This is a genomic window from Actinokineospora globicatena (assembly GCF_024171945.1).
GTDB classification, from domain to species: domain Bacteria; phylum Actinomycetota; class Actinomycetes; order Mycobacteriales; family Pseudonocardiaceae; genus Actinokineospora; species Actinokineospora globicatena.
This window is the reverse complement of the sequence record NZ_JAMTCR010000002.1, coordinates 1,567,830-1,593,506: the sequence shown is the minus strand read 5'-3', so window position 1 is coordinate 1,593,506 and position 25,677 is coordinate 1,567,830. Positions and strand designations below refer to the sequence as shown.

Here is a 25,677-nt window from a genome sequence, read left to right as displayed (position 1 = left end):
ATCACTCGAACGCGGCCAGTCGGGTTCGGATCGCGGCGGCGGACTCTGCCGGGGAGAGGGCCACCTCGCGTAGCTGGTCCGCGTTACGAGTGTACTGGGCCACTTGGCGCTGCTCCTGGATGTAGATCGAGTCATCCGGGATCTCCACGTATACAACCGATTGAGCCTGGGGCTGGCCTTCGGCGTCGCGGAAGTGGAGCAGGCTGAACTTGCCTTCGAGGCTGTCGTGGCGCCCCACGGTGATCGGCAGGACGAGGATGTCGATGTTGTCGCGCTCAGCCAAGTCGAGCAGGTGCTCCAACTGGCCGCGCATTACTTCGCGCCCACCGATGGGCCGGTCGAGCACCGATTCTTCGATGATCATCGTGAGGTGCAACGAGTTCTCGCCGTACAGGCGGTGCTGCCGCTCCATCCGCAAGCCGACCATGCGCTCTTCCTGATCAGCCCTGACCCGAGCGCTGTGCGCGGTCGCACCGAGTGAGTACTCCCGCGTCTGCGTAAGCGCATTGAGGACTGATGGTGCGTAGGCGACAACGTGGGAGGCCAATCCCTCCAGTCCGACGTAGGTCCGCGCCCAGTCCGGGATGACGTCGTTCCAGCGGGCCAGCCAGCTGCTCTTGTCGGCCCGACCAGCGAGGTAGCTCAGCCGGTCGATGTCGTAGCGCGGGGCGCCGTAGTGGCTGAGCATGACGTCTATCTGTTGCGGTGAGGGCAAGTGACGGCCGACCTCGAAGTGGGCGACCATGCCGCCGGATATCTTGAGCGCCTTGCCGACCTCCGCCTGCGAGGCGCCCGCCTGCTTGCGGTAGTTGGTCAGCTCGACGCCGATCAGCCAGCGCAGCGCCGAGGGGTCAACACGTTCCACGATCTCGCACTCCCCGTCCTCGTTGAGGCGGCCCAGTGTGCCGCACCGGTCACCCTCCGCGATATCACCCGATGGTGTTATAGCTGTAGCTTCGTTGATAGCTATACGCTCGCCAGCGATAGCGGTACGTCAACGAGGAGGGCCGGATGTATTCGAGTTCCACCGAGGTGCGGGTCAGCGCTGGGCTGGAGGTGGCCGCGGACTGCCCGATGCACAGCTTCAACGCGGGCCAGGACGGGATCGCCATCGTGCTCGGCGAGCGGGACGGGGTCGAGATGATCTACCGCCCGGAGAGCCTGCGCAGGCTGATCACCGTCGCCACCGAGGCCCTGGCCGCCAGGTAGGCCGGGCGGACGCGGCCCCCGGATGGTGTCAGCACCCGGGGACCGCGTCCTCTGTGGACGGCCGCGCCAACGGCCGCCCACGCCCCGCATGGTGCCCCGACCGGGCCCACCTCGCCCACTCGGGGTGTCGGCGACCACCCAGCGCAGCGGCACTACCCCGCACGACCCGAGTCACCCGAGTGGCGGCGGCCAGCCTCGCCCACCCTCGGATACGTTGGCGCACAACCACTTCCAGCAGCTCGAGGCCATGGGGGAACTGTGCCGCGCAAGCTCGTCACCCTGGTTCTCGCCGCCCTTCTCGTCGCACCCGCCCACGCGGTGGCGCAGGGCAACCGGATCATGTCGGCCCTCCTCAGTCCGGGCCCGGAGAACGTGCTCCCGATCGCGCGGCCCGTGCTGATCACGGGCATCGCGAGGACCAACAGCGAGGAGTCCGTCGCCGCGGTCGAACTCCAGATCAGCGACGACCCGGGCAGCTGGCACCCCGCCGCGAGGCGGGACCTGCCGGAAACGACCTGGAGCCTCGTGCACACGTTCACCATCCCCGGCCGGGTGTCGGTGACGGTCCGCGCGAGGACGGCCACGCAACCGCAGACCCTCCGCCCGATGGTGGAGACGTTCTGGATCGGCGGCGGCGGCCCGCTGCCGAAGGCCTACGCCTACTCCCAACCGGCCCTGTACGAACGCGGCGACACCACCGAGAACCCCGTCGACGACGACCCCCGCCCGGTCGAGCTCGGCCTGCGCTTCCAGGTCGACCGCCCGGGCAAGGTCCTCAAGATCTTGTCGACCAACAACTTCACCATCGAGCCGGACGCGGGCGTCTACCGCTACTGGGACGACGGCAGCTCGGGCGTCCCGTCCCAGACCTACGCCCACAGCGCGTACTCGGTCCTGCCGCTGTTCTACTCGTAGCCCGCCCTACTCGGCCGAGTCGCCCACTCGGGGTGTCGGCCACCACTCGGCGCAGTGGTCATGACCCGTGCGGCGCGAGTCACCCGACTGGCCGCGTCCAGGTCGCTGCCCGCTCGGATACGTTGGCGCGCAACGTTTCCACCCCAGGGAGGGCGTTATGCGCCGATTAGTCGTGCTTGTGCTGTCCGTGCTGCTGATCGGCTCGACGCTCACCGCGGGAACGGCGGCCGCGGCCAGTCCGACCGCCCGGGTGGACCTACCGGCGGACAACGCGCTGGTCCAGTTCGACCAGCCGGTGACCCTGCGCGGGCACTCGACAGGCGTGGCCGAGTCCGGGGTCAAGTACACCGAGATCTCGCTGCACGACCAGAACCACTTCATCGTCATCGCGGGCGCGGGCCAGAACGACTGGGAGTACACCTTCACCCCCGGCGCACCGCGGATCGGACCGCTGACCGTGTACGCGCGGGTCGTCCTGGACAACTGGCAGACCGCCACCGTCGAGGTCCTGCACCTGCGAGTCGCCGACGCACAGCCCGGACCCGGCGCGTGCCCGTGCACCTTCAACCCGGCCCGCGAGAACGAACCAACGCTCTACCGTGGCGGCGGCGCACTGGAACTCGGCTTGCGCTTCTTCGTCGACCGCCCCGGCAGCGTCAACGCCGTCAGCCTCCCGAGCGGCCTCGGGGCGTGGACCAACGCCATCACCGTGAGCCTGTGGACGGACAAGGGCACCCTCCTTGCCAGAGGAACCCAGCACGACGAAGCCTTCACGTTCCCCCTAGAGTCACCGGTCCGCCTAGAGCCCTACGCCGCCTACGTCGTCAGCTTCACCACCCCAGACGGCGTCTACTACGCCACCCCCGGCTTCTTCACCAAGCGCTACACCACAGGCGCAATCACCGCCCACTACGACCACTACGAGCCCTTCCCCTTCTCCTCCCCCGGCCTCTACGGCTCACCGGGCACCTTCCCCCGCTCGACCTACAACGGCACCAGCTACTGGGTCTCCCCGGTATTCGTGACCTGACCCAGCCCTCCTGCAGAGATGTCGATCTCCCCACCCCCCACTTCGCCCACGCCCCAGCTTTCCGACAGCCTTCATACCCCTCGACCTGCGGTTCTCCGTTCGCCCGCCACCTGAAATCCCCTCTTCTGGGTGACAGAAGTTATCCACATGTGGATCTCCGCAGGGGTGCTTCCAAGATCCGCTGTCGGGGGGTCCCGGTAGACTGGCCCAGGGACGCCCCCCGGAGAGGGTGGGGGCCGGGCACTCGCTTTTCGCGCGCGCGAGGCAGCCCGGCGGGGCGATTTGGGGTGGGGTAGGGCACTCGGCTTTCGCCCGCGAGGCCGCTCGGTGGCGGTGGTTGGGGCACTCGCTCTTCGCCCGCGAGGCCGCTCCGGTGGGGCGGTTGAGGTGGGCGGCTGAGCACCGCTTTCGCGCACGCGAGGCCGCCCCGGCAGGGTGGTCGGGTGGGAGGTTGGCGAGGCCGTTCGGGTGGGGCGGTTGGTCGAGGGCGTTGGGCTGCGCGTGGGCTGTGGGGCAGTGGGGCCTGTTGGGTGGGGCGCGAGCGGGGGCTGGCGGACCGGACCGGTGGGGTGGGCGGCGGGCAGGCTGACCGATTGGGGCGCGGCGGCGGGCGGAGCCGTTTGGGGGTTGGCGGAGCCGGTGGGGCGAGCAGTCGGGGAATCGGGGGTGTGTGGGCGGCCGGGGCGCGGGGTTCGGGTAGGGCTGGGTTGTGGTGGTTGCGGGATCCGTGGTGGGGCGTCAGGGGTTTGTAAGGTCTTTGGGGCAACGGGATGGGGTTCGGGGGCGTACTGAACTCCCAGTGGGCGCCTTGTCGAGTGCCTGTTTCCCTGGGGATTCAAGTGAAACAGCTGGTTTGCCGAGCCGTGTCTGTCGGCTCGGGGGGTTTTGCCGTTGTTGTGCTGGTGCTTGCGGTGCGGGCCGAGGCCATTGACCTTGCCGTGTACCGGGCGGCTGGGGAGGTCGTCTTGTCCGGCGGGAACCTTTACGACGCAGCGGTTTGGCGGGATCTCAAGTTCACTTATCCGCCGGTTGCCGCGGTGGTGTTCGTGCCGTTTGCGTTGGTGTCGCCGTTCGTTGCGAAGGTTTGCGCGGTGGCGGGAAACGGTGCGCTGCTCGTGTTCATCGTGCGGCGTTCGTGGCGTGCGATCGGTGGTCGGCCTGTTGTTGCGGTGGTTGTGGGGTTTGTGCTGCTCACGGAGGCGGTGCACGCAAGCATCTACGTGGGGCAGGTCAATTTGCTGCTCGTCGCGTTGGTGTTGGGGGATCTCACCGGGCGTGGGCGTGGGATCGGGGTAGGGTTGGCTGCCGGGCTCAAGTTGACGCCGCTGGTGTTCGTGGTTTATCTGGTCGTGGTGGGGCGGTTTCGGGACGCGGCGGTAGCGGTGGGGGTCGCAATCGGCACGGTGGTCGTCGGGTTTGTCATCCTGCCCGCCGACTCCGTGACCTACTGGTTCGGCGGCGTGGTCGGCGATCCCAGCCGCATCTACGCCGACCTCACCTCCACCCACAACCAGTCCCTGCGTGGCCTCCTCCTCCGCGCGGGCCTGCCGGACCTCTGGCCCTGGATCGCCGCCCTGGTCTGCCTGGTCACCTTCCTCATCGCCCGCCGCTGCGACCGGCTCCTCGCGGTAACCCTGGTCGGCCTGTGCGCCGCCGCCGTGTCGCCCTGGTCTTGGGGGCACCACTGGGTGTGGATCATCCCGCTGACCGTCGTGGTGGCCGACCGGGTCTTCCTGCGCGGACAGCGGATTTGGGCGGTGCCGGGGGTGCTGCTGCTGGCGACCTTCCCCTGGGTCCTCGCCCTCGCCGACCCGCCTGACGGTGCGGGTCCGGCGGTGCTGGCCGAAGGGCCGCTGTGGTTCCTGGTCGGGAACCTGTACCTGGTGCTGTTCGCGGTTGTGCTGGCGTTGGCGGCGAATTCCAGAACTGGACCCGCCGAGCTGTGAGAGGATTTTCCCGCCTGGGGACCGATGTCGACCGGTGGGAAACAATTGGTGCGATGGTGGGTTGTTTGCGCCCTCGCAGGGCTTGTGACCTGCGGGATCCTGCTCCACGCGACGAAGGCCGTGCCGGTTGACCTGGCTGTTTACCGTGCCGGTGCGGAATTTGCCTGGGCCGGGACCAATTTGTACACTGGCCCGGTCAACAATGGTCTCCAGTTCACTTATCCGCCGTTTTCCGCCATTGTGTTCCTGCCGTTGACGGTAATGAGCCTGGGTGTGGCGCAGACCGTGGTGGTCGTGGTCAACGGGGTGCTGCTCTGCTTCATCGCCTGGCGGTGTGCGCCGCGGTGGTGGCCGGTGGTGGTTGTGGTCGCGTTGTGCACGGAGGCGGTGCACACGAGCGTGAACCTGGGGCAGGTCAACCTCGCCCTGGTGGCGCTCGTGCTGGCGGCGCCGCGGGTCGGGGTCGGGATCGCGGCGGGGGTGAAGTTGACGCCGTTGGTTTTCGTGGCGCACTTGGTGGTGCGGCGGGAGTTCGCGGCGGCGTCGGTGGCGGGTGCGACCGCGTTGGGGACGGTGGGAGTCGGGTTCCTGCTGCTGCCGGGCGACTCGGTCGACTACTGGCTCAACGGGATGTTCGCCGACTCGACGCGGGTGTTCGCTGGGGCTGGGTCGCCGCACAACCAGTCGGTGCGGGGGATGCTGCTGCGGCTCGGGGTGGCGGATCCGCTGGTGTGGGTCGCGATCTCGGCCGCCGTGCTCGCGGTCGCGTTCTGGCTGGCTAACCGGGTCGAGCGCACCCACGCCGTCGCGCTCGTGGGGATGGCGGGGGCGGCGGTGTCGCCGTGGTCGTGGGGGCACCACTGGGTGTGGGTCGTCCCGCTGATCGCCGTGGTGGTGCGGGAACTGGCGCTGCGCCGGTGGGTGTGGCTGGTGCCGGTGCCGTTCCTGCTCGCCACCGCGCCACCGGTGCTGGCCGTCGTGAACCCGCTGGAGGGCACCCCGGCGCTCTCCAGCGGGCCGCTGTGGTTCGTGCTCAGCAACCTGTACCTGTTGCTGCTACTGGCAAGCATGGTCCCCGTCGCGCTGAACGCGGTGCGGGATCACAGGGTTTCGAAGCTCGGGACCACCCAGTAGCTGCCTGCACCGCCGACCGGCCTCGCGCGACAAGCAAGTGCCCAGCCACCGCCACTGACCGGCGTCGCGGGCGAACGCGTGTCCCTGCCGCCGACCCCAATCGCCCTCGCCGGAGCGGTCTTGCGCGGGCGAAAATCGAGCGCCCCGACCACCGCCACCGACCGGCTTCGCGCACGAAAGACGAGTGTCCTGGCGCCTACCCAATCGCCCCACCGGACCGGCCTCGCGCGGGCGAAAGACAAGTGTCCCAACCACCGTCGCCGACCGGCCTCGCGGGCGAAAAGCGAGTGCCCAGCCCCACTTCACCCCCCCGCCAGCGCTGCCTCGCGTGCGCGAAAGCGGTGCCCAGCCGCCCACCTCAACCGCCCCACCGGAGCGGCCTCGCGGGCGAAGAGCGAGTGCCCCACCCCACCCAAATCACCCCGCCAACACCGCCTCGCGCGCGCGAAAAGCGAGTGCCCGGCCCCCACCCTCTCCGGGGGGCGTCCCTGGGCCAGTCTACCGGCACCCCCCGACAGTCGATCTTGAAAGCACCTCTGCGGAGATCCACATGTGGATAACTTCTGTCACCCAGAAGAGGGGATTTCAGGCAGCAGGCAGATAGGGATCCCCAGGTCGGAGCACATGGGGGCAACCAGACACCATTCGTCCGCCCGAAGTGGTGACCGGGGAGATCAACTAAGCTGCCACCAACCTTCAGGTGTCCACAGTGGACAGAAGGTCTCCGGTCACGGTGTCTCTCGATCTCAGGTCGCGGTGGTGTGCGGTTGGCTAGCGTGGGCCGGGAGATGATCAAGGGGGCGCGGTGAACGATTCAAGGTGGCAACCGGGGCAGGGTGGGGGCGCGCCGCAGTCGGGGTGGGGGTCGCAGTACAGGGGGACGCCGCACGGTGGGACGCCTGGGTGGGCGCACCAGCCGGTGCCGTACCAGGGGCCTGGCTACCTGGGGCCTCCGCCGCGTGGGGGTTCCGGCGGGGCGGTCGTCGCAGTCTGTGTGGCTGTGGTGGTTGTGCTGGGGCTGGCCGCCGCGGCGTTCGTGTATCCGGGGTTCCTGCGGGCGAGTGGTCCCGAGCCGTTCGAGGGCGGACGCGCGATGGCGGTGGCGACGCGGTTCGCCGAGGCGGTGCCGGGCGGGCTCGGGCCGGTGCGGTCGATGCTCTGCAAACCTGACGAGAGCGCCGAGGCCGTCAAGGAGATCGAGAAGGTCGTGCGGGGCAAGGTGTCCGGGCTCGCAGTGATCTCCGAGGAGCCGCACCTCGAACGGCAGTTCGTGCACTACAAGCTCGCGGGCGACCGCAAGACCCCACCTGCCACCGTCTACCCCATGGTGACGGTGGGACGGGTCGGCGACCGCTACTGCGTGCTCCACTTCTGGAACGCCGACATAACCCAGGCCTGACGAGTCACGGCCGGAGTCGTTGTCCAGGGCTGAACACCACGCGGCGGATTCGTCGTGCCGATGCCCAGCCCGCTGCGGCGCCGAGGGTGTTCGCCATCAGGTCGTCCACGGAGGTGACTCCGCCCTCGGTGAGGTACTGGGTCACCTCGAACGCCGCGGATACCGTGAGTCCGGCCGCCACCGGCACGACCCACCGGGACCGCGGGCTGATCAACGCCACGAGCGCGCCCAGCGGCACGAACAGGGCGATGTTGGCGGCCACCGCCACCACCACGTTCTCCGGCGCGACCGCCAGCCCGCCAACGATGTCGGCGAACGGGATGAGGCTGACCGGCAGCCGCACACCGCTGCCCGCCAACAAGGTCACGTACGCGACCACCAGCACCCACACGCCAAGTGCCGCGCTTCCCACCGCTCGCGCCGACGGGCGTCCTTGCCTGCCAACACCCAGGTGAGCGCCGTGAGCAGCAGGAGCATCACCCCCAACGCGAAGGTGACCGGATTCCCGTAGCCCCGCACCAACGAAGTCACACTCGCCCTCCAAACTGGAACAAGCAAAACGCCCCCCGGCCACGAGTGGCTGGGGGGCGTTTCCGCGGTAGGACCTAGCGGTAGTCGCGGCCGAAGTCGTAGTCGTCCAGGGGGACGGCTGCGCCGGTGCCGGTGCCGAAGACATCCGGGGTGTAGTAGCCGTCGTCGTAGGACGGGATCGCGTAGGCGGCGACCCGGGCCTCTTCGGTCGGCTGGACCTGGATGTTGCGGTACTTGTTGATGCCCGTGCCAGCCGGGATCAACTTACCGATGATGACGTTCTCCTTGAGGCCCACGAGCCGGTCCGAACGGCCGTTGATGGCCGCGTCGGTCAGGACTCGGGTGGTCTCCTGGAAGGAGGCCGCCGACAGCCACGAGTCGGTGGCCAGCGACGCCTTGGTGATGCCCATCAGGACCGGGCGGCCGGAGGCGGGTTCGCCACCGGCGGCCACGACGCGGCGGTTCTCGGACTCGAACTCGGCGCGCTCGATGAGCGCTCCGGGCAGGAACTCCGCGGCGCCGCTGTCGAGGATGGTCACCCGGCGCAGCATCTGCCGGACGATGACCTCGATGTGCTTGTCGTGGATCGACACACCCTGCGCGCGGTACACCTTCTGGACCTCGTCGACGAGGTGCAGCTGCGCCTCGCGGGGGCCCATCACGCGCAGGACCTCGTGCGGGTCCCGGGTACCTTCGAGCAGCTGCTGGCCGACTGCCACGTGGTCACCGTCGGACAGCGGGCCGTCCGGGGTGGCCGCGAGCCGCTGGCGCTTGGACAGCTTCTCGAAGATGATCTCCTCGCTGCCGTCGTCCGGCGTGAGGGTGATCTTCCAGAACCGGTCGCCGTCCTCGATGCGCACGCGGCCGTCGACGTCGGCGATGGGCGCCTTGCCCTTGGGCACGCGGGCCTCGAAGAGCTCCTGCACACGCGGCAGACCAGTGGTGATGTCGTCGTTGACGACGCCACCCTGCTGGAACGTGCGCATGGTCAGCTGGGTGCCGGGCTCACCGATGGACTGCGCGGCGACGATGCCGACCGCCTCGCCGATGTCGACGAGCTGGCCGGTCGCCATCGAACGGCCGTAGCAGGTCGCACAGACGCCGACCTGGGCCTCGCAGGTGAGCACGGAGCGCACCTTGACCTCGGTGACGTTCGACGACAGCAGCCGCTCGATGGCCGGGTCGCCCAGGTCGTCGGCGCGGTTGAGGATGACGTTGCCGTCCGCGTCCTTGACCTCGCCAGCGACACAACGCGCGTAGACGCCGGTCTCGACGTACTGGGCGCGCACGACCTTGTCGCCCGCCTGCTCGCCGAGCTTCATCAGGATGCCGCGCGAGGTGCCGCAGTCGACCTCGCGGACGATGACGTCCTGCGACACGTCCACCAGGCGCCGGGTCAGGTAACCCGAGTCGGCGGTGCGCAGCGCGGTGTCGGCGAGACCCTTGCGGGCACCGTGCGTCGCGATGAAGTACTCCAGCACCGACAGGCCCTCACGGAAGTTGGCCTTGATCGGACGCGGGATGAACTCACCACGCGGGTTGGTCACCAGACCGTTCATGCCGGCGAGCTGGCGGATCTGGGTCATGTTGCCCGCCGCGCCGGACTTCACGATCGTGGGGATCGGGTTGTCGTCGGGGAAGTTCTCCTCCATGGCGCGCGCGACGTCCTCGGTCGCGTTCGACCACACCTTGACGAGCTCGTTGTTGCGCTCGGTCGAGGAGAGCTGGCCGCGCTGGTAGCGCTTCTCGACGGTGTCGGCCTTCTTCTCGTACTCGTCGAGGATGCCCTGCTTGGCGGGCGGCACGACGACGTCGGAGATGGCGATGGTGACACCCGAGCGGGTGGCCCAGTAGAAGCCCGCGTCCTTGAGCTTGTCCAGCGTCCGCGCCACGGTGACCATCGGGTACCGCTCGGCGAGGTCGTTCACGATCGCGGCCTGACGCTTCTTGGGCATCGGCTCGTTCATGAACGGGTAGTCCGCCGGGAGCAGCTCGTTGAACAGCACGCGACCGAGGGTGGTCTCGGCCAGCCACGGCTGACCGGGGGTCCAGCCCTCCGGCTGCATGCCGGGGCCGGGGTAGCGGTCGTGGATGCGGATCTTCACGGCCGACTGCAGACCGATGATCTTGCGGTCGAAGGCCATGATCGCCTCGGCCGGGGAGGAGAACGCCAGGCCCTCGCCGAGCCCGCCCTCCTTGGGCCGGGTGAGGTGGTAGATGCCGGTCACCATGTCCAGTCGCGGCATCGCCAGCGGGCGACCCGAGGCCGGGGACAGGATGTTGTTCGACGACAGCATCAGGATCCGGGCCTCGGCCTGGGCCTCGGCCGAGAGCGGCAGGTGGACCGCCATCTGGTCACCGTCGAAGTCCGCGTTGAACGCCTCGCAGACCAGCGGGTGCAGCTGGATGGCCTTGCCCTCGACCAACTGCGGCTCGAAGGCCTGGATGCCGAGGCGGTGCAGCGTGGGCGCGCGGTTGAGCATCACCGGGTGCTCGGTGATGACCTCTTCGAGCACGTCCCACACGGCCGGGCGCGCGCGCTCGACCATCCGCTTGGCGGACTTGATGTTCTGCGCGTGGTTGAGGTCCACGAGCCGCTTCATCACGAACGGCTTGAACAGCTCGAGCGCCATCGCCTTGGGCAGGCCGCACTGGTGCAGCTTGAGCTGCGGGCCGACCACGATGACCGAACGGCCGGAGTAGTCGACGCGCTTGCCGAGCAGGTTCTGGCGGAACCGGCCCTGCTTGCCCTTGAGCAGGTCGGAGAGCGACTTCAGCGGCCGGTTGCCCGGGCCGGTGACCGGACGACCGCGGCGGCCGTTGTCGAACAGCGCGTCGACGGCCTCCTGCAGCATCCGCTTCTCGTTGTTGACGATGATCTCGGGCGCGCCGAGGTCGATCAGCCGCTTCAACCGGTTGTTGCGGTTGATCACGCGGCGGTACAGGTCGTTGAGGTCGGAGGTGGCGAAGCGGCCACCGTCGAGCTGCACCATCGGCCGCAGGTCCGGCGGGATGACCGGGACGCAGTCCAGGACCATGCCCATCGGCGAGTTGCGGGTCGCCTGGAACGCGGCGACGACCTTGAGCCGCTTGAGCGCGCGCAGCTTCTTCTGGCCCTTGCCGCTGCGGATGGTCTCGCGCAGGATGTCGGCCTCGGCGTCGACGTCGAAGTCGCGCGCCAGGGTCTGGATGGCCTCGGCGCCCATCGACCCGGTGAAGTAGTCGCCGTAGCGGTCGATCAGCTCGCGGTAGAGCATCTCGTCGGCGATGAGCTGCTTGGAGTCGAGCTTGGTGAAGGTCGTCCAGATCTCGTCGAGCCGGTCGAGCTCGCGCTGGGCGCGGTCGCGGAGCTGGCGCATCTCCCGCTCGCCGCCCTCCTTGACCTTGCGCCGGACGTCGCTCTTGGCGCCCTCGGCCTCGAGCTGGGCCAGGTCGGCCTCGAGCTTCTGGGCGCGGCCCTCGATGTCGGCGTCGCGCTTGTTCTCGACCTGCTTGCGCTCGACGCCCATCTCGGACTCGAGGGTCGGCAGGTCGTTGTGCCGCAGCTCGGCGTTCACCGAGGTGATCACGTAGGCGGCGAAGTAGATGATCTTCTCGAGGTCCTTGGGGGCCAGGTCGAGCAGGTAGCCCAACCGGGACGGGACGCCCTTGAAGTACCAGATGTGGGTGACCGGCGCGGCCAGCTCGATGTGGCCCATGCGCTCGCGGCGCACCTTGGCGCGGGTGACCTCGACGCCACAGCGCTCGCAGATGATGCCCTTGAACCGGACCCGCTTGTACTTGCCGCAGTAGCACTCCCAGTCCCTGGTGGGACCGAAGATCTTCTCGCAGAACAGCCCATCCTTTTCCGGCTTCAGCGTCCGGTAGTTGATGGTCTCGGGCTTCTTGACCTCGCCGAACGACCACTGGCGAATGTCGTCCGCAGTCGCCAGACCAATGCGAAGCTCATCAAAGAAGTTGACGTCCAGCACGTCGGTTCCTTCTTCCTAGGACTTATGTGTGGCTGCGTTGGGCCATCGCAACCGCGCCCCAGGGTCACCGTGACGACACTTCGCCACGGTGACCCCGGGTCGGAACAGCTACGCGCACCGCAACCACTTCAAAAAAGGTCGGGGAGGCGGACTAGTTGACGACGTCGTCGACGGACGGCGACTCGTTGCGGGACAGGTTGATGCCGAGGTTGGCGGCTGCGCGCTCCAGGTCCTCGTCGTCCCCGTCGCGCATCTCGATCGCGGCACCGTCGCTGGAGAGGACCTCCACGTTCAGGCACAGCGACTGGAGCTCCTTGAGGAGCACCTTGAACGACTCCGGGATGCCCGGCTCGGGGATGTTCTCACCCTTGACGATCGCCTCGTAGACCTTCACGCGGCCCAGGACGTCGTCGGACTTGATGGTCAGCAGTTCCTGCAGCGTGTACGCGGCGCCGTAGGCCTGCATGGCCCAGCACTCCATCTCACCGAAGCGCTGGCCACCGAACTGCGCCTTACCACCGAGCGGCTGCTGGGTGATCATCGAGTACGGGCCGGTCGAGCGGGCGTGGATCTTGTCGTCGACCAGGTGCAGCAGCTTGAGGATGTACATGTAGCCGACCGAGACCGGGTACGGGTACGGCTCGCCGCTGCGGCCGTCGAACAGCTGCGCCTTGCCGTCCTCCTTGACCATCCGCTCACCGTCGCGGTTGGGCCGGGTGGAGGCGAGCAGACCGGAGAGCTCGTTCTCCTTGACGCCGTCGAACACCGGGGTCGCGGTGTTGGTGTCGGGCTCGACGTCGTAGAGGTCCTCGGGCAGCTTCGACGCCCACTCGGGGTTGCCGTCGATCTGCCAACCCTGTTTGGCGATCCAGCCCAGGTGGGACTCCAGGATCTGACCGATGTTCATACGACGGGGCACACCGTGGGTGTTCAGCACGACGTCGACGGGGGTGCCGTCGGGCAGGAACGGCATGTCCTCGACGGGGAGGATCTTGCCGATGACGCCCTTGTTGCCGTGGCGGCCCGCGAGCTTGTCGCCGTCCTGGATCTTGCGCTTCTGCGCGACGTAGACCCGGACCAGCTCGTTGACGCCGGGGGGCAGCTCGTCCTCGTCCTCGCGGGAGAAGACCCGGATGCCGATGACCTTGCCGGTCTCGCCGTGCGGCACCTTCAGCGAGGTGTCGCGCACCTCGCGCGCCTTCTCGCCGAAGATCGCGCGCAGCAGCCGCTCCTCCGGGGTCAGCTCGGTCTCGCCCTTGGGCGTGACCTTGCCGACCAGGATGTCACCGGCGCCGACCTCGGCACCGATGCGGATGATGCCGCGCTCGTCGAGGTCGGCGAGGACCTCTTCGGAGACGTTCGGGATGTCCCGGGTGATCTCCTCGGCACCGAGCTTGGTGTCGCGGGCGTCGATCTCGTGCTCGTCGATGTGGATCGAGGTGAGCACGTCGTCCTGCACGAGGCGCTGCGACAGGATGATCGCGTCCTCGTAGTTGTGCCCCTCCCACGGCATGATCGCCACGAGCAGGTTCTTGCCCAGGGCCATCTCACCGTCCTCGGTGCACGGACCGTCGGCGATGACCTGGCCTGCCTCGATCCGGTCGCCCTCGGCGATGATCGGCTTCTGGTTGATGCAGGTGCCCTGGTTGGACCGGCGGAACTTGTGCATCCCGTAGGTCTGGCGGGTGCCGTCATCGGCCATGATCGTGATGAAGTCGGCGGAGAGCTCCTCGACCACACCGGCCTTGGCCGCGACCACCAGGTCGCCGCCGTCGACCGCGGCGCGCAGCTCCATGCCGGTGCCGACCAGCGGGGACTCGCTGCGCAGCAGCGGCACCGCCTGGCGCTGCATGTTGGCGCCCATCAGCGCGCGGTTGGCCGCGTCGTGCTCGAGGAACGGGATCATCGCGGTCGCGACCGAGACCATCTGGCGCGGCGAGACGTCCATGTAGTCCACGTCGAACGGCTCGATGAACTCGACCTCGCCGCCCTTCTTGCGGACGAGCACGCGCTCCTCGGCGAAGTGGTTCTGGTCGTCGAGCGGGGCGTTGGCCTGCGCGATGACGTGCCGGTCCTCCTCGTCCGCGGTCAGGTAGTCGATCTGGTCGGTGACCTGGCCCTCGACGACCTTGCGGTACGGGGTCTCGATGAAGCCGAACGGGTTGACCCGCGCGTAGCTCGACAGCGAGCCGATCAGGCCGATGTTCGGGCCTTCCGGCGTCTCGATCGGGCACATCCGGCCGTAGTGGCTGTGGTGGACGTCGCGGACCTCCATGCCCGCGCGCTCACGCGACAGACCACCGGGGCCGAGCGCGGACAGCCGGCGCTTGTGGGTCAGGCCCGCGACCGGGTTGGTCTGGTCCATGAACTGCGAGAGCTGCGAGGTGCCGAAGAACTCCTTGATCGCCGCCACCACGGGGCGGATGTTGATCAGGGTCTGCGGGGTGATCGCCTCGACGTCCTGGGTGGTCATCCGCTCGCGGACGACGCGCTCCATGCGGGACAGGCCGACCCGGATCTGGTTCTGGATCAGCTCACCCACGGTGCGCAGGCGGCGGTTGCCGAAGTGGTCGATGTCGTCGACCTCGACCGGGATGTCGGTCGCGTCCTCGCCCTTGCCCGAGGTCATGTTGGTGTCGCCCGCGTGCAGCCGGACCAGGTACTCGATCGTGGTGACGATGTCGTCCTCGGTCAGCACACCGGTGTGCACCGGCAGCGACAGGCCCAGCTTCTTGTTGACCTTGTAGCGACCCACCTTGGCCAGGTCGTAGCGCTTGTCCTTGAAGAACAGGTTCTCCAGCAGGGTCTGCGCGGACTCCTTGGTCGGCGGCTCACCCGGGCGCAGCTTGCGGTAGATGTCGAGCAGCGCCTCGTCGGTGCCCGCGGTGTGGTCCTTCTCCAGCGTCGCCAGCAGCGTCTCGGAGAAGGAGAACCGCTCGCGGATCGCCTCGGTGGTCCACCCCAGTGCCTTGAGCAGCACGGTCACCGGCTGGCGGCGCTTGCGGTCGATGCGCACCCCGACGGTGTCGCGCTTGTCGACGTCGAACTCCAGCCACGCACCCCGGCTCGGGATGACCTTGACGCTGAAGACGTCCTTGTCGGTCGTCTTGTCGATGTTGGTGTCGAAGTAGACACCGGGCGACCTGACCAGCTGCGAGACCACGACACGCTCGGTGCCGTTGATGATGAACGTGCCCTTGTTGGTCATCACGGGGAAGTCGCCCATGAACACCGTCTGGCTCTTGATCTCGCCGGTGGTGTTGTTGGTGAACTCCGCGGTGACGAACAGCGGGGCCGCGTACGTCATGTCCTTGTCCTTGCACTCCTCCACGGAGGCCTTGACCTCGTCGAAGCGCGGGTCGGAGAAGGACAGGGACATGGAGCCGGAGAAGTCCTCGATCGGGGAGATCTCGTTGAGGACTTCCTCAAGACCGCCGACGGGGTTCTCGTCACCGGCGTCGACGCGGCGCTGGAACCACGCCTCGGCGCCGGTGAACCACTCGAACGACTGGATCTGCAGGTCCAGCAGGTTGGGGGTACCCAGGGGCTCGCGGATCTTGGCGAACGAGACCCGGCGGGGGGCGTTCGGGATGCCCGAGTTCGAGAGGGTGGAGTTGGTCGCAGCAGTGGCCTTGGTCGCGCGGGAGACTGCCAAGATGCGTCCTTCCAGGACTATGAGCGGTTGGCAGCAGCGCTAGCAACAGATAGCGCGGCTGTCAAGGGTGCCGTGGTGCCCAACATCCTAGCTCTTGGCAAAGGGCGTGCGGAAAGTGGGCAGCGCAAAGGGGCAGTCTAGCCACTATAGAGGCGACTGTCGAGGCCCGCCGCTCAATCGGTCCTCCCGCTCAGTGCGTGCTGGGTAACAGGGTGACCCCGCGCGGTCGCCTAGTCAAGATGCCACGCGAACCAGACCACTTTTGCAGCAGTGCACATCCGCTCACCGATCAACGCTTGACCAGCACAAACGCAGCTGCTACCCCGTTCGCGCCTAGCAGCCCTCGGTGCTCTGGCCACCCGGGAGCGCCTGGTCGAGCATGTCGAAATCCGTGATCTTCCAACCGCCGTCGAGCCGCTCCGCGCGGACCCCGAAGACCGCCCCGCTGGCCGTCGTCTGGGCCTGGTCGGCGCGCGTGGTCGACTGGTCGACGAACACCAGCAGGTCCGCCCGGTCCCCGTCGAGCCGGGTGACGCCGATCTTGCGGACCTTGGTGGTCAGCACCAGCTTCTGCTCGGGGGCGAGCTTGCGGACCTGGCCGAAGAGCTTGTCGTACTCGCAGGTGGCGGTCCCCGCGAGCGTCTCCTTCACGGCCTTGGCGTTCGCGTCGAGGTCGGTGTAGCTGTAGGAGAGCGTCCGCTCGACGGCGACGGTGAGCCTGCCGGTGACCTCGCTGGTCGCGGCCGCGTCGACCAGCGCGGTGTTGCCGCTGTCGACCTGGGACGTCACCGAGTCGTGCTGTCCCTTGAAGAACAGCGCCAACCCGCCGAACAGCACCGCGAAGACGAGCAGCACGACGACGCGGTCCATCGACCTTGTAGCCCGCGCCGCAACGGGAGCGGGGGCCTCGGGGACCAGGGGTGTGCCCGTCGCGCGGCGCTTGCCGGTAGGGCGCGACACCGGGTCGTCGGCGATGTCCTCGGGGTCGTCCTGATCGTCGGCGCCGAGGACGCCGGTGGTGCGAACCGGGCTCTGGTGGTCGGCCGGGTCGGGGTCGATGGGGGCGGGCACCGCGCGTGCGGGCCCGGCCACGTCGAGCGGCTGGCCGAGCACCGCCCCGGGCGGTTCGGTGTGCGCTTCAGGCAGGTCAGCGGGGCTGTCGCCCTGGTCGGCGTGGTCGTCGGGCAGGTCAGCGGGGCTGGTGCGGTCGTCGGACCCGGGTCGCGGCGTCGCGGCCGAACGCTGGTCCGCGTGATCATCCGGCTGGTCGGCGGACTCGGATCCGCGCTCGTCGGGCAGGTCGGCGGGGTCCTGGTTGACCGGCGGCGTGACGGACCCCGGGCCGGTCAGCGTGGCTTCGGGCGTGACCTGGGTGTCGTCGGTGGGTGCGGGCGCGGTCGGCTTGCGCAGGCCTGCGACGCGGGGGCGGCGGGTGGGTCCGGCGGCGGGGGTGCGGCGGCGGGGTGGGGTTGGCACGGGCGTCCTCTCAGCCAGCCGGGGTGAAGGGCACGGGGGTGACGCCGCTGAGCTTCCAGCCGTCGGCGGTGCGGTCGAGCGCGGCCTGCAGGCGCAGGTACTTGGGGGTGGCCTGCTTGCCTTCGGGGGTGACGTCCACCCGGACGGCGGCGATCACCTCGGCCTTGCCCTCGCGCTCGCGCAGGTCGGTGACCGCGATCTTGAGCACCGTCGCGGTGGTGACCGTCTTGGCCTGCTCCAGCGTGCCCTTGCTGCTCGCCCGCCGGGTCTTGAACTCGTCGAGCAGCGGACCGGTCGACGCGCCCTCCCAGTGGTTGAGGTCCTCGTCGACCTTCCGGTAGTCCAGCGTGCTGACCGTGACCAGCGCGGAACTGGCGACCCGGGAGACCTCGTCGCGGGTGCCCGCCAGCGCCAAGTCGTCGTCCGCGCCCGCGCGCGCCCAGGCGACGCCGAACCACAGGGCGGTGCCGAGGGTAGCGATGACCAGCAGGACCAGCGCGTACACCACGACTGCGGGGACGCGGAACCCCACCTGCGGCGCACTCGGCCAGGGGGCCGGTCGCTGCGGGGGGTGCGGCTCGGTGTCGGCGGTCATCGCGCTCCTTCTCTACCCGGAGGTAGGTTAGCCCCCCAGGCCGAGCAGCCCGGCGAGGCTGGCAAGACCGCCGATGCCCGGCTGGGTGAGGGTGCCGGGGATGCTGTTCTGGGCCATGTCGGCGAGCTGCTGGGCGGGTCGGTCGCGGTTGGCGGCCAAGTCCTGCGGGGTGGGCTGCACCGGCTTGCCGCCGAAGGGCGCGTTCTGCGACCCGCGCACGTTGATGGGGCTGCCGACCGGTTCGGCGCAGTAGGCCCGCGCGTTCTCCGGTACCGGCGTGAGGTCGTTGCCCGCGCGGCGCTGGGTGCCCTCGTAGCCCCGGGTGCAGGCGGGCGGGTCGAACAGGTTGAGCGCCAGGCCCAGGTGCGCGGTGCCGTCGCCGGGGACGACGGTCTTCGGGCCGACGGCGACCACGGGGTAGGCGACCAGCGCGAGCTCCAGGCCGTCGACCCTGGTGAGCAGGATGTTCGACGCGGTCAGCAGGTTCGCGGTGAGGTAGCCGATGCCCTGGCCGGACTCGCGCAGCAGGCCGGTGACCGCGTCGGCGGCGCCGGGGGTCGCCGCGATCAGCTGCCGGATCGCCGGGTCCGAGGTGCGCAGCTGGGCGGAGAGGTCGCGCAGGTCGGCGGCGAAGGACTTGATGTTGCCGGACTGCGCGGCCTGGGTGCCGAGCACGATCGCGCCGTCGTCGATGAGCTTGATCGTCTGCGGCAGGTTGGCCCTGGCCGCCTCGGTGAACTCGCCGGTGGTGTCGATGAGCACCCGCAGGTCGTCGCCGGTGCCCGCGAAGGCCTTGTCCAGCTCGTCGACCACGGTGCGCAGCGCGTCGGTCGGCACCGAGTCGGCGAGGGCGTCGAGATCGCGGATCACGGTGTCGGTGCTGACCGGGGTCTTCGTGCGGTCGGCCGGGATGACGGTGCCCTCGGCGAGGTGGGTGCCGCCGTCGGCGCGCGGCCGGAGGTCGACGAACTGCTCGCCGACCGCGGACCTGTTGGCCACCACCGCGTCGAGGTCGGCGGGGATCTGGGGGGCGGACGGGTCGATGTCGAGGTCGACGTCCATGCCCGCGTGGGTCAGCCGGATGTCGCCGACCCGGCCCACGTTCACGCCGCGGTAGGTGACCTCGGCGTTGGTGAAGATGCCGCCGGAGTCGGTGAGCTGCAACGTCACCCGGTAGCCGTTGGCGCCGAAGACCCTGCCGACGTCGGTGAACCGGAACGCGGCGTAGACCACCGATACCACGGCGATCAGGAAGAACGCGACGAGCTGGAGCCGGACCTTCTTCGTCAGCATCAGGCACCGCCTCCGAGCAGGATGTCGAACAGGCTGCCCAGACCCGGCTGGTTCTGCTGCGCCGGGCGCGGGACGCCGAGCGTGGGCAGCGGCAGCGGTGCGGGCGCGGTGGTCGGGACGCCGTTGGTGCCGTTGGTGGCCGGTCCCAGGATCGGGATGTCCTGCAACGGGTTCTGGCGGCTGCGGCTGAGGTTGTCCAGCACGCTTTGCAGGTTCAGGTCGATCTTGGCGTACAGGTTGAAGTAGTCGCCCTGCACGCCCTTCACGGCCTGGTCGGTGAACGGGAAGGTCAGCATCAGCTCCAGCGACCGGGGCAGGTTGGCGCCCGCCTCGCCGAGCTTCTGCAGCGTCGGGGTGAGCGCCTTGAGGTCGGCGACGAGGTCGGCCTGGCTCTTGTTGACGGTGTCCACGGCGACGTCGGAGAGCGTGTCGAGGCTCTGCAGCATCGTCACCAACTGGCGGCGCTGGTCGGAGAGCACCCGAAGGCCCGGCCCGATGTCGTCGATGGCCCCGACGAGCTGGTCCTTCTGCGCGTTGAGGGTGCTGGTCAGCCGGTTGACGCCGTCGAGCGCGCGGGTGATGTCGGACTTGCCCGCGTCCAGGGTGGTGACCATGGTGTTGACGTTGTCGAGCAGGGCGCGCAGCGCGGTCTCGTTGCCCGCGGTGGCGTTGTTGAGCTCCTTGGTGATGGTCTGCAACTGCTCGACCCCGCCGCCGTTGAGCAGCAGGGACAGCGCGCCGAGGACCTCCTCGACCTCGGTGTTGCGGTTGGTGCGGTCCACCGGGATCAGGGCGCCGTCGGTGAGCTTGCCGCTGCCCTGGCCCGCGGGCGGCCTGCCGAGCTCGACGTACTTCTCCCCGAGCAGGCTGGACTGCCGCAGCTTGGCCAGCGCGTTGGCCGGGAGGTCGACGTCGCCGTTGACCAGGACGGTCACCTCGGCGGTCCAGCCGTCGGCGGCGAGGGCGATCTCGTCGACCCGCCCGACGGTGACCTCGTTGACCTTCACGCCGGACTGCGGCACCAGGTCCAGGACGTCGCGGAACTGCACCTTGACCCGGTAGGGGTGATCGCCGAGGTCAGCGCCACCGGGCAAGGGCAGGTCGTAGATGCCGGTAAAACCGCAGCCAGACAGGGCCATCGCGGCGGCGGCGAACATGGCGGCGAGCTTCACGCGGGCCATCACCGACCTCCCAGCGAGTAAGCGTCACCGGCGATCGGTAGCGGCAACGTCGGCAGCTTCCCGGTACGCATGCCCTCGATGACCTGCGCGGGAGACGGCAGCGGCACCGCGCCTTGGACCACCGGCGCGAGCTGGTCGCACAGGTCGGCGAGGGTCTGCGGCAGCGGCTGCGCGGTGCCCTGGCGGACCAGCTTGCAGACGGTCACGATCGGCGGCTGGGTCAGCTCGTTGAGGTTGGCCCGTGCGTCGAGGGTGCCCGAGGACGCGTTGTAGGTGTTGATCACGTTGCTCAGCGCGAGCGGCGCGATGTCGAGCGTCTCGGCCAGCGCGGCCCGCTGGTCGACCAGCACCTGGGTCACCGAGGCCAGCTTGTCCACATTGGACTTCAGATGACCCCGGTTGTCGTTGATGAACTTCTGCACGCTGCCCAGCGCGATGCCGAGCTGGTCGACGGCGGCGGCGAGGTTGCCGCGCTCACCGGCGAGGAACTCCGAGGCCTCGGCCAGCTCCGTGGTGAAGGTGCGCACGTGCTCGTCGTTCGCGGCCAGCGTGCTGGTGAACTTCTGCAGCTGGGTGATGGTGGCGAACAGGTCGTCGGAGTTGCCCGAGAGCGTGCTGCTGAGCTTCCCGAGCTGGGTGACGGTGTCGTTGACCGCCTGCCCGTTGCCGTCGAGGTTCTTCGACAGGGCGATCAGCAAGTCCGAGAGCGCGCCGTCCTTGTTGACCCCGTTCGGGCCGAGGGTCTCGCTGACCCTGGCCAGGCTGGCGTAGAGGTCGTCGACCTCCAGCGGGGTGGCGGTCCGCTCGCGCGGGATGACCGCGCCCACCGCCATGACCGCGCCGCCGGTGTAGGCGGGGGTGAGCTGGACGTACCGGTCGGACACCAGCGACGGCGCCACGATGACCGCCTTCGCGTCGGCGGGCACCTCGACGGTCCGGTCGACCAGCAGCTCGACCTCCACCCGGTCGCCCCTGGGGGTGATCTTGTCGACGGTACCGACCCTGACCCCGAGCACCCGCACGTCGTTGTCCTCGTAGAGGCCGACGACCCCGCTGAACACCGCCGTGTACCGCTTCTCGTTGGGCTCGCGCAGCAGCCACCACAGCGCGGCGGCGACCACGAGGCCGAGCACGCAGATCAGGGCCAGCACCCGGGCGGCGTCGCGGCGGTTCTTGGTGTCGAAGGTGCTCATCGCGTCTCCCCCAGGCAGCCGGGTTGGTTGACCGGACCGATGGACGGGGGCAGCAGGCCGCAGATGTAGTTGTCGAACCAGCGGCCGGTGCCGATCGCGTTGTTGAACTGCCGGACGAACGGGGCGAACTTCTGGATGCCCTCGGCGAGCGAGTCCTGGTTGCGCTGCAACATCGACGAGAGCTGGTCGAGGTTCTGCAGCACCGGGCCGAGCTGCGCGTTGTTGTCGTCGACCAAGCCCTGCAGCTCGGTCGCCAGGTTCTTGGTGCCGGTGAGCAGCGCGGAGATCGCGTTCTTGCGGTTGTTGAGCTCGTTGAGCAGCAGGCTGCCGTCCGCGAGGATCTTGGCGACCTCGGCGTCGCGGTCGGCCAGCGTCGTGGAGATCTCCCTGGTGTTGGCCAGCAGCGAGGCCAGTTGCTCGTCGCGGGAGGAGATCGTGCGCGAGAGGGACTGCAGGCCGGTGAGCGCGCCGCGCACCTCGTCGGGGGTGTCGGCGAAGGTCTCGGCGATCACCTCCATGCTGCGGGCCAACTGGGTCGTGTCGATCTCGTTGACCGTGTCGGCCAGGCCGCGGAAGGCCTCCAGCACGTCGTAGGGCGCGGTCGTGCGCTCGCGGGGGATGCGGGTGCCGGGGTCGAGCACCTCGTCGCCCTCGGGGACCAGCGACAGGAACTTCTGGCCCAGCAGTGTCTTGATCTTGATTTCGGCCCGGCTGCGGTCGCCGACCCAGGCGTCCTTCACCTTGAACCGGACCACCACCCGGTCGCCGTCGAGGTCCACATCGGACACCGAGCCGACCTTGATGCCCGCGACCCGCACCTCGTCGTCGGCCTGGATGCCCGCCGCCTCGCTGAACTCGGCGCTGTAGGTCGTGCCGCCGCCGATGATCGGCAGGTCGTCGGAGTAGACCGCCGCGAGCAGCACCAGGGCGATGGTGAGCAGGCTGACCAGCCCGATCGGGATCGGGTTGCGGGAGCGGAACGACCGGCTCATCGCAGGCACCTCGGCTGGCTCGCGGGCAGCACCGGGATGTCGAGCGGCGTGCTGATCAGACCGGGCACGCTGACCTCGCCGGAGGCCTCGCAGAGGTAGAAGTTGAACCAGGAGCCGTAGCTGACGGTGCGGGTCAGCGCGGCCGTCTTGGTCGGCAGGAACTGGATGAAGTGCTCCACGGTCTGCTCGTTCTCGTTGAGCGTGCGCACCAGGCCACCGAGGTTGGCGATGTCCTGCTTGAGCGGCGCCCGCGCCTCGTCGAGCAGCCCGGCGGTGGTCGTGGTCAGGCCACCGAGGGCGTCGATGGCCTGCCCGATCGGCACCCGGTCCTCGGCCAACCCGCTGACCAGCTGCTGGACCTGGGTGATGACCGTGGACAGCTGGTCACCGTGGGCGTTGACGGTGGTCAGCACGGTGTTCAGGTTGGTGATCACCTCGCCGATGACCTGGTCCTTCTGCGCCAACGTGCTGGTCAGCGATGCCGTGTGCGACAGCAGTGTCTCGACGGTGCCGCCCTCGCCCTGGAGCACCTGGATGATCTCGTAGGACAGCTTGTTCACCTCGTCCGGCGACAGCGCCTGGAACAGCGGCTTGAACCCGTTGAACAGCTGCGTCAGGTCAAGGGCGGGCTTGGTGCGCTGCACCGGGATGGTGTCGCCCGGGGCAAGGACCGCGTTCGGGTTGTCGCTGGTGCCCTGGCCGAGGGAAACGTACCGCTGGCCGACCAGGTTGCGGAACTTGATCTGCGCGGTGACCGAGGCCGGGAGCTTGCGGTCGGCGGCGACGGAGAAGGTCACCATCGCCTGGGTCCGGTCGGCCACGGCCACCTCCTCCACCTGGCCGACCCGCACACCGGCGATGCGGACGTCGTCGCCGGGCAGCAGCAGCGTCGCGTCGGTGAACCTGGCCTGGTAGGAGGTGGTCGAGCTGAGGTCGACGTTGGCGATGCTGATCGCGAGCACCCCGGTGGCGGCGACGGTGACGACCATGAAGATCGCCAGCTTCACCAGCGGGGCCACGAGACTCCTCATGGGAACCTCACCTCCGCGCCGCGGAAGGCCGGGCCCAGCAGCATCGTCGACCAGCCAGGGACGCCCTCGGGGGTCGTGCCCAGCTCGGGGGCGATGATCTGCGCCAGGAACGCGGCTTCCTGGGGCGAGTTGGCGATGCCGAGATCGGCACCGTCACCTGCGGCGTTGGGCGTGGTGTTGCCGGGCGGGAGCAGTCCATCTTGGACGGACCGGGCGGGCGGCGGGTTCGTGGCGCCGTCGCGCAGCGGGCCGTCCGGCGGCGACTGCGGGAACGGCGACGGGAACTGGGTGAAGTCGTAGCAGCGCGGGCCGCGGTCCTCGTCGTAGCGCGGCTCGTCCTTGCCCGGCCGGTAGGGGCCGCGGTTGACGGTGATCTCGATGGTCGCGTGCAGGCCCGGCTTGTTGGTGCCCTTGCCGAACGCCTTGTCCAGCTCCGGCACCGCCTCGGCCATCAGCTGCAGCAGGCACGGGTACTCCGGGGAGTAGCGGGCCAGTGCCTCCAGCGTGGGCCGCGAGGTGTCGGCGAGCTGGATCAGGTTGTTCTTGTTGACCCGCAGGAAGGCGTCCAGGTCGCGGGCGGCGGTGGTGGTCGTCGCGAACAGCACGTCGAGGTTGGCGCGCTGGTCGGCGATGGTCTTGGAGGTGACGGTCAGGTCGGTCAGCGCGGCCACCAGGTCGGGCGTCGCGTCGCTGTAGGTGTCGGCGACCGTGGCCAGTGTGCGCAGGTCCTGCTGGAGCTTGGGCAGGTGCGGGTTCAGCTCCCCGACGAGTTCACCCAGGTCGGCGAGGGTCTTGCCGAGGTCCTCGCCGCGACCTTCCAGCGCGGTCGCGATGGCGGTGAGGGTGCTCGACAGCTTCTGCGGCTGGACGGCTTGCAGCACCGGCAGCAGGCTCTCGAACGCGTCCTCCAGCTCGACCGCGCGCACCGAGGTGTCCTGCTCGATCCGGTCCCCGGCGGCCAGCGGGGTCGGCGCGGCGTCCTCGGGGATCTGCAGCGAGACGTAGCGCTCGCCGAACAGCGTCTTGGGCAGGAAGCGCGCGGACACGTTGCTGGGGATGACGTCGATCTTGTCCGGGTCCAGCGCGAGGTCGAGCTCGGCGCCGTCCGAGGTGGGGGTGATGCGCCGGACCTCACCGACGACCAGGCCACGGACCTTGACGTCGGAGTGCACCGCGAGCTGGTTGCCGACCTTGTCGGTGCTCAGCGTGACGGCGGCGACCGGGGTGAACACCTTGGCGTACATGGCGATGCTCAGCCCGACCAGGGCCGCCGCGACCACGATGAACAGCAGCCCGTTGAGCCTGCGCCGGATCGTCCGCGCGTTCATCCCGCGATCCTCACCGTCGTCGTGGTGCCCCAGATCGCGAAGCCGATGAAGAAGTTGACCAGCGCGACGGTGACGATGGTGGTCCGGACCGCCCGGCCGACCGCGATGCCGACCCCGGCCGGGCCGCCGCTGGCGGTGTAGCCGTAGTAGCAGTGCGACAGGATGATGATCACCGCGAAGACCAGCACCTTGCCGAAGGACCAGAAGACGTCCTCCGGGGGTAGGAACAGGGTGAAGTAGTGGTCGTAGGTGCCCGCGGACTGGCCGTAGAAGTGGACCGTGATCGTCCGCGACGCGAGGTACGAGGTCAGCAGGCCGATGATGTAGAGCGGGATGACCGCGATGAACCCGGCGATGATCCTGGTGGTGACCAGGAACGGCAGGCTCGGCACGGCCATCACCTCCAGCGCGTCGATCTCCTCGGAGATCCGCATGGCGCCGAGCTGCGCGGTGAAGCCGGACCCGACGGTCGCGGAGAGGGCGAGACCGGCGACGAGCGGGGCGATCTCGCGGGTGTTGATGTAGGCCGAGGCGAACCCGGAGAACGCGGCGGTCCCGATCTGGTCCAGCGCGGCGTAGCCCTGGAGGCCGACGACCACGCCGGTGAAGACGGTCAGGCCGACCATGACGCCCACGGTGCCGCCGATGACCGCGAGGGCACCGCTGCCGAAGCTGACCTCGGCCAGCAGCCGGAGTGTCTCCCGGGTGTAGCGCCGCAGGGCCCGCGGGATCCAGGCGATCGCGCGGACGTAGAAGGACAGCTGGTCCCCGAGGTTGTCGAGCGCTTTGAGCACCACG

At 69.1% G+C, this 25,677-nt stretch carries 20 protein-coding genes; 6 read left to right on the top strand and 14 right to left on the bottom strand.

The genetic code is table 11. The features are described 5' to 3' along the window. Position 1 precedes the first annotated feature (1 nt). Complete coding sequence (locus tag LV79_RS07710) at positions 2-865, bottom strand: helix-turn-helix domain-containing protein (RefSeq protein WP_253833560.1); 864 nt, start codon at positions 863-865, stop codon at positions 2-4. Between the two features lie 146 nt (positions 866-1,011). Here LV79_RS07710 and LV79_RS07705 point away from each other — a divergent pair, with 146 nt between their 5' ends. The 6 genes from LV79_RS07705 to LV79_RS07680 all read left to right on the top strand — a co-directional run bounded on the left by LV79_RS07705 (position 1,012) and on the right by LV79_RS07680 (position 7,633). Continuing rightward, positions 1,012-1,209, top strand: coding sequence for a hypothetical protein (locus tag LV79_RS07705; RefSeq protein ID WP_253833558.1), 198 nt, complete (start codon positions 1,012-1,014; stop codon positions 1,207-1,209). A 258-nt stretch (positions 1,210-1,467) separates the two neighbouring features. After that, complete coding sequence (locus LV79_RS07700; RefSeq protein WP_253833556.1) at positions 1,468-2,124, top strand: DUF4082 domain-containing protein; 657 nt, start codon at positions 1,468-1,470, stop codon at positions 2,122-2,124. Between the two features lie 157 nt (positions 2,125-2,281). Then, complete coding sequence (locus LV79_RS07695) at positions 2,282-3,154, top strand: DUF4082 domain-containing protein (protein ID WP_253833554.1); 873 nt, start codon at positions 2,282-2,284, stop codon at positions 3,152-3,154. 815 nt (positions 3,155-3,969) lie between these two features. Next, complete coding sequence (locus LV79_RS07690) at positions 3,970-5,100, top strand: glycosyltransferase 87 family protein (RefSeq protein ID WP_253833552.1); 1,131 nt, start codon at positions 3,970-3,972, stop codon at positions 5,098-5,100. A 24-nt stretch (positions 5,101-5,124) separates the two neighbouring features. After that, a complete protein-coding gene (locus LV79_RS33745; RefSeq protein WP_285469461.1) occupies positions 5,125-6,234 on the top strand; it encodes a glycosyltransferase 87 family protein in 1,110 nt (369 codons plus the stop codon). A 1,000-nt stretch (positions 6,235-7,234) separates the two neighbouring features. After that, positions 7,235-7,633 carry a hypothetical protein gene (locus tag LV79_RS07680; protein ID WP_253833533.1) on the top strand — a complete coding sequence of 133 codons (399 nt, stop codon included), beginning with the start codon at positions 7,235-7,237 and terminating at the stop codon, positions 7,631-7,633. 4 nt (positions 7,634-7,637) lie between these two features. Here LV79_RS07680 and LV79_RS07675 read toward each other — a convergent pair whose 3' ends face one another. The 13 genes from LV79_RS07675 to LV79_RS07615 all read right to left on the bottom strand — a co-directional run bounded on the left by LV79_RS07675 (position 7,638) and on the right by LV79_RS07615 (position 25,676). Then, positions 7,638-8,018: a VanZ family protein gene (locus tag LV79_RS07675; RefSeq protein ID WP_253833531.1), complete on the bottom strand. Its 381-nt coding sequence runs from the start codon at positions 8,016-8,018 to the stop codon at positions 7,638-7,640. Then, entirely contained in the window at positions 7,997-8,164 is a 168-nt protein-coding gene (locus LV79_RS07670) for a hypothetical protein (protein WP_253833529.1), read from the bottom strand. Before LV79_RS07670 ends, LV79_RS07675 begins: the two co-directional genes overlap by 22 nt. Before the next feature lie 74 nt (positions 8,165-8,238). Beyond that, positions 8,239-12,135 (bottom strand): DNA-directed RNA polymerase subunit beta', encoded by a 3,897-nt coding sequence (locus LV79_RS07665; protein WP_253833526.1) that lies wholly within the window; start codon positions 12,133-12,135, stop codon positions 8,239-8,241. 151 nt (positions 12,136-12,286) lie between these two features. Beyond that, on the bottom strand, positions 12,287-15,790 hold the full coding sequence (rpoB, locus tag LV79_RS07660) for a DNA-directed RNA polymerase subunit beta (RefSeq protein ID WP_253833524.1): 3,504 nt from the start codon (positions 15,788-15,790) through the stop codon (positions 12,287-12,289). Between the two features lie 333 nt (positions 15,791-16,123). Then, complete coding sequence (locus LV79_RS07655; RefSeq protein WP_253833522.1) at positions 16,124-17,266, bottom strand: hypothetical protein; 1,143 nt, start codon at positions 17,264-17,266, stop codon at positions 16,124-16,126. Positions 17,267-17,276: 10 nt separating this feature from the next. After that, on the bottom strand, positions 17,277-17,861 hold the full coding sequence (locus tag LV79_RS07650) for an Rv1363c family protein (RefSeq protein ID WP_253833520.1): 585 nt from the start codon (positions 17,859-17,861) through the stop codon (positions 17,277-17,279). A 27-nt stretch (positions 17,862-17,888) separates the two neighbouring features. Beyond that, on the bottom strand, positions 17,889-19,154 hold the full coding sequence (locus LV79_RS07645) for an MCE family protein (protein ID WP_253833518.1): 1,266 nt from the start codon (positions 19,152-19,154) through the stop codon (positions 17,889-17,891). Beyond that, on the bottom strand, positions 19,154-20,335 hold the full coding sequence (locus tag LV79_RS07640) for an MCE family protein (RefSeq protein ID WP_253833516.1): 1,182 nt from the start codon (positions 20,333-20,335) through the stop codon (positions 19,154-19,156). The genes LV79_RS07645 and LV79_RS07640 overlap by 1 nt, the downstream gene beginning before the upstream one ends. After that, complete coding sequence (locus tag LV79_RS07635) at positions 20,335-21,528, bottom strand: MCE family protein (protein WP_253833514.1); 1,194 nt, start codon at positions 21,526-21,528, stop codon at positions 20,335-20,337. The genes LV79_RS07640 and LV79_RS07635 overlap by 1 nt, the downstream gene beginning before the upstream one ends. Further along, positions 21,525-22,520 (bottom strand): MCE family protein, encoded by a 996-nt coding sequence (locus LV79_RS07630; RefSeq protein WP_253833512.1) that lies wholly within the window; start codon positions 22,518-22,520, stop codon positions 21,525-21,527. Before LV79_RS07630 ends, LV79_RS07635 begins: the two co-directional genes overlap by 4 nt. Continuing rightward, on the bottom strand, positions 22,517-23,551 hold the full coding sequence (locus LV79_RS07625) for an MCE family protein (RefSeq protein ID WP_253833510.1): 1,035 nt from the start codon (positions 23,549-23,551) through the stop codon (positions 22,517-22,519). Before LV79_RS07625 ends, LV79_RS07630 begins: the two co-directional genes overlap by 4 nt. After that, on the bottom strand, positions 23,548-24,879 hold the full coding sequence (locus LV79_RS07620) for an MCE family protein (protein WP_253833508.1): 1,332 nt from the start codon (positions 24,877-24,879) through the stop codon (positions 23,548-23,550). Before LV79_RS07620 ends, LV79_RS07625 begins: the two co-directional genes overlap by 4 nt. Further along, positions 24,876-25,676, bottom strand: a complete 801-nt coding sequence (locus LV79_RS07615; RefSeq protein WP_253833506.1) for an MlaE family ABC transporter permease — start codon at positions 25,674-25,676, stop codon at positions 24,876-24,878. Before LV79_RS07615 ends, LV79_RS07620 begins: the two co-directional genes overlap by 4 nt. Between the last annotated feature and the right edge of the window lies 1 nt (position 25,677).